The organism is Haladaptatus sp. W1 (genome assembly GCF_001723155.1).
Lineage (GTDB): Archaea > Halobacteriota > Halobacteria > Halobacteriales > Haladaptataceae > Haladaptatus > Haladaptatus paucihalophilus.
The window spans coordinates 1-4,803 of the sequence record NZ_MEIH01000202.1; the positions used below are offsets into that span (position 1 = coordinate 1).

Annotated in this window: 5 protein-coding genes; 4 read left to right on the forward strand and 1 reads right to left on the reverse strand. The window is 60.5% G+C overall.

Going from position 1 to position 4,803, the window contains the following annotated elements:
* On the reverse strand, positions 1-432 hold a 432-nt coding region (udk, locus tag BG842_RS09865), incomplete at its 3' end, for a uridine kinase (protein WP_083252483.1).
* A 183-nt stretch (positions 433-615) separates the two neighbouring features.
* Here udk and BG842_RS09870 point away from each other — a divergent pair.
* The 4 genes from BG842_RS09870 to BG842_RS09885 form a co-directional block, all read left to right on the forward strand.
* Positions 616-1,374, forward strand: coding sequence for a GTP cyclohydrolase III (locus tag BG842_RS09870; RefSeq protein WP_069450618.1), 759 nt, complete (start codon positions 616-618; stop codon positions 1,372-1,374).
* Between the two features lie 139 nt (positions 1,375-1,513).
* Positions 1,514-2,092, forward strand: coding sequence for a cyclic nucleotide-binding/CBS domain-containing protein (locus BG842_RS09875; protein WP_069450619.1), 579 nt, complete (start codon positions 1,514-1,516; stop codon positions 2,090-2,092).
* A 101-nt stretch (positions 2,093-2,193) separates the two neighbouring features.
* Positions 2,194-3,552 (forward strand): ABC transporter substrate-binding protein, encoded by a 1,359-nt coding sequence (locus BG842_RS09880; protein WP_069450620.1) that lies wholly within the window; start codon positions 2,194-2,196, stop codon positions 3,550-3,552.
* A gap of 153 nt (positions 3,553-3,705) precedes the next feature.
* Positions 3,706-4,803: ABC transporter substrate-binding protein (locus BG842_RS09885; RefSeq protein WP_254663027.1), on the forward strand; the 1,098-nt coding region annotated here is incomplete at its 3' end.

Below are 4,803 nucleotides of genomic sequence, written 5' to 3' on the forward strand. Positions count from 1 at the left end.
CCGCTCGATTCGGCGGAGGATACGCACATCGGCGTCGGTTTCGACGTACACCTGCAGGTCGAGCATCTCGTTGACTTCGGAGTCGTACAGCGCGAGGATGCCTTCGAGGACCACGACGTCCGTCGGCTCGATCGTGACGCGTTCGTCCTTGCGGTTGTGGACGCTGAAATCGTACTGGGGCATCTCGATGGATTGGCCCGAAAGCAACGAGTCGAGATGGTCGCGGAGCAGTGCCCATTCGAACGCCGACGGGTGGTCGTAGTTTATCTCCGTCCGCTCCTCGAAGTCGAGGTGCGAGAGGTCCTTGTAGTAGTTGTCCATCGGAATGCGAGTGACAGAATCACTCCGCGCTTCCGTTATCTCGCGGGCCACTGTCGTCTTCCCCGCGCCAGTGCCCCCCGCGATACCGATGACGAACGACGGGATACTCATTGTGGGGTGCAGGTGGAAGGGAGATTTGAATCCCCCGGAATCCGAATCGGTCCGAGAACTGACGGTCCGATATTCCCACGGTTCACCGTCCTATCCCCCAACGATTTCCCACCATCCCATTTTTGAGACGCAAATCACGATTAGGACCGCTTATACGATAGTGCTGCCAACACACGACCAACAGTGACGAACGCCCAGATAACGTTGATTCAGATCGACAACTACGGGCCATGGACCGTGACGCCCGAACCGCGTCGGGAAGTGGACCTTCAAACGTTGCAATCGCGCTTGTACGCCGACCTCTCGCAACTCATCGGCAACCGAGAGGGCTACGTCTTCTTCACGCGATTCGACAACATGGTGGCCGTGACGAACGGTCTCTCTCTGGACGACCACGCGCTCGTGCAGGAATCGGTCGGCAACCGCTATCCCGTGACCGTCAGTTTGAGCGTCGCCACCGGCACGAATCCAGTGCAGGCCCTTCACGACGCCACGGAACTGCTACAGGACGCCGGAAGCGCACAGGACCACTCGCGCCGGGAGATTCTCGACGGTCGGACGATAGACGAGGAGTTCCGGACGGACGACGACGTGCAGATCGCCCACTTCGACGTGAACGACATGACCGGCAACTACACCGACGAGGTGAACGCCTTCGATTCGTTCATCCACATTGAGCAGGGGTACGCCGAACTGATGCGCTACATGCGCGAGGCACACGACTCGCTCTCGTTTTTCGTCGGGGGCGACAACGTTATCGCCGTCTGCCCGAATCTGACCGAATCGGACTACGAGGACGCGATTCGACACGTCAAGGAGAGCGTCGAAGTCGACCTGAAAGTCGGCGTCGGTCAGGGTCGGGTGCCACAGGACGCCGGAATGGACGCGAAACACGCGTTGGAAACGTGTCGTGCGACCGGCAGCAGAATCGAGTTCGAGTAGTCGTCTCCGAATTCGGGTAGCCGTCCCCGAATTCGAGACCTCGGTTTCGGGGCCGAAAACGTAGCTAGTACTATTCGACGGACGCGGGAATAAAGATGCCGGGGATACTTTTTAGGACGGTTGTGTCAAACGTTCACATATGGACGCTGAAGTCATAGTGCGGGACGTGATGACCCGAGAATACGTCGGGGTCAGCGAATCCGACACGGTGCTGGGTGCGGTTCGCCTCATGTCGGATGAGGGTGTGGGGAGCGTCGTCGTCCTCCGTGGACGTGAACCGGTCGGAATCATGACGGAGGCGGACGTACTGTCCCTCGTCGCGGACGAGGAAGACCCCAAGGAAACCACCGTCTCCGAAGCGATGTCGAAGCCAGTCATCTCGATGCGTCCCGACCGTAGCCTCGCCGACGCGGCCGGGATGATGGCACAGCAGGGAATTCGACGCATCATCATCACCGGGGCCGACGACGAACTGCTCGGCGTCCTCACCGAACGGGACGTCATCTCGGCGTCCGCATCCCCGCCGAGCATCACGCGCTCCAACGAACGGGAGCGCGAACGGCAAGCCGCGGACACCGAACTCGGCGGAAGAATGGAGACGAACGGAGGGGACAGCGAGTACACGAACCAGAGCATCTGTGAAGTCTGCGGCGCGCTCACCCACGATTTGACGAACGTCAACGGACAGTTGGTCTGTGCCGACTGCCGCGATTTCTAGCCGACTCGCTTCCACTTCTCCGAAAAATGGTAGTATTTGTTGAATTTTAAAAACGGCTAAAGGTAGATTTATATCGGCTGGGTCGATACCCATCCCTGTCCATGCGATATGATATCGAACGGCGTGACGTGTTGAAGGGCCTGGGTACGGCGGGAATCGCCGGACTCGCGGGCTGTATCGGTGGTGGCGGTGCCGGAAACGACAATACGAGCGACACTGGTGATGGAGACGGAACCAGTGACGGAGGCGGTGGCGGCACGAACAGCGGCGGTCCCGACGTCATCAACGTCATCGGATACCCCGAGAGCGGTATCCAACTGTTCCGTGACTACTACAAGAGCACCGACGGGAAGCAGAAGATAATCGTCCCCGACGGCCTGCGCGACTCGAAACTGCCGAAGCAAGTCAGCAACGAGATGGCGAACGTTACCGGGACCGCGCCGGCGGCCTCCGGGCCGAACCAGAAGGCGTTTACGGAGATGTACAAAGACGAGTACGACCGTGAACCGGGCGTGTTCAACTCCCACACCTACGACGCCGTTGCTATCCTCATTCTTGCAAACGTGGCGGCGGGGGCCAACAACGGGGAGAAAATCCGCGACCAGATGCGTCGCGTCGCCAATCCCGGCGGGCAGAAATACGGCCCCGAGGACCTCGTGGATGCCGTCAAGGCCGCCTCACGCGGCGAGGACATCAACTACCAGGGTGCATCGAGTGTCGTGGACTTCGACAAAAAAGGAGACCCGGCGTCCGCGGCCTACGACGTTTGGAAGTTCGACTCCAGTGCCGACGGTGGCATCAAGACGGAGGATACCATCAAATTCGAAGGCGAACCGAGCGGTAAGATGGCGGACAGTTCTCCCGGTGGCAAGAACCGAAAAGTCAAGGTCGGTATCCTGCTTCCCGAAACCGGCGACCTCGGGTCGACCGGGAGCCTGATGATAAACGCGGCGAAGATACCGGTCAAACAGGTCAACGACGCCGGCATCAACATCACTGTGGACTCCCAAATTGAGGATTCGCAGACAAAGAAACAGGCGTCGCTCAGCGGCGCGAACGCGCTCGTCAGTGCCGGGTACCCGGCCATCTGTGGTCCCGCGTCCTCGGGGAACAACATCCCCGTCAGCCAGCAGGTGTACATCAAGCAGGGTATCGTCGGCTGTTCGCCATCCAGCACCGCGCTGACGGTGACGAACCTGAAGGACGATGACTACGTGTTCCGCACCGCGCCGAGCGACCTGCTCCAAGGCAAAGTGATGGCACAGGTCGCGTCCAAGCGATTGAGCGGCAAGACGGCCTCGACGCTGTTCGTCAACAACAGCTACGGTCAACAGCTGTCCGATAAGTTCTCGAACACCTTCACCGACGAGTACGACGGAACGATGCTCCAGAAGGTGTCGTTCAACAAGGGCGAATCGTCGTACACGTCCGTCATCAAGAAGGCGATGAGTTCGAACTGACCGCGCGTCTCACTCGTTCGGCCGCTTTCTCGGGAAAAAACGTCAGTCGCGCTGACAGCTGGTGTATCGACCGCCGGACGATGAACCGACCACCATCTATAATGATAATTTAAGATATACTTTTGCCTCGGAACGGTGAGGGTTCCACCGGGTATGAGTCAGAAAATCGACCGTCGCGCCTACCTTCGAGCGGCAGGTGCAGCGACAACCGTGGGGCTGATGGGAACGCTCCAACAGGGGGGTGGCCCGGACATGCTCACCGTTATCGGCTATCCGGAGAGCGGAATTCAGCTGTTCCGCGACTTCTACGCGACCGGGCGGGACGTTCCCGTCCTCGTGCCGGACGGGCTACAGAGTTCCAGTCTTCCGAAGGAAGTAGGCAACAACATGCAGAACGTGACCGGGACGGCACCCGCCGCCGCCGGTCCGAACCAACAGGCGTTCACGAAACTGTTCCGAGACCGTTACGACTCGCCGCCGGGCGTGTTCACGGCCCAGTCGTACGATTCCGTGGCGATTCTCATCCTCGCCAACGCGGCGGCGGGAGAGAACAACGGGCAGAAGATCCGCGACCAGATGCGTCGCGTCGCCAATCCGCCGGGAACCGAGTACGGCCCGGAAAACCTCGTCGACGCCGTGAAAGCCGCCGCGAACGGCGAAGACATCAACTACCAAGGCGCATCGAGTTCGACGAACTTCGACGCGAACGGCGACCCGGCGTCCGCGGCCTACGACGTCTGGAAGTTCGCACCGCAAACAGAAGACGGAATTCGAGTCGTAAACACCCGACAGTTCCAGAGCAACGCGGGCGGTCCGGAAGCGAACAACGCACCGGGAGGATTGGGCCGAACCATCAGGGTCGGCATCCTGTTGCCACAGACCGGCGACCTCGCGTCCGTCGGCGGCCCGATGATTCAGGCGTCGAGAATCCCGATTCAGCAGGTGAACGAGGGGAACGTCGACCTCCAAGTCGAAACGCAAGTCGAGGACACCCAGACCGCTCGGCAGGCGTCACTCAGCGGCGCGAACGCCCTCGTCAACGCGGGCTTCCCCGCCATATCCGGTCCGGCGTCCTCGGGGAACAACATCCCCGTTGCGAGCGAGGTGTTCATCCCGAACCAAATCGTCGGCTGTTCGCCGTCCAGCACGGCCATAACCGTCACGCGCCTGCAGGACGACGACTACATCTTCCGCACCGCGCCGAGCGACCTGCTCCAAGGCGGCGTGATGGCACAGGTCGCCGGTGAGCGC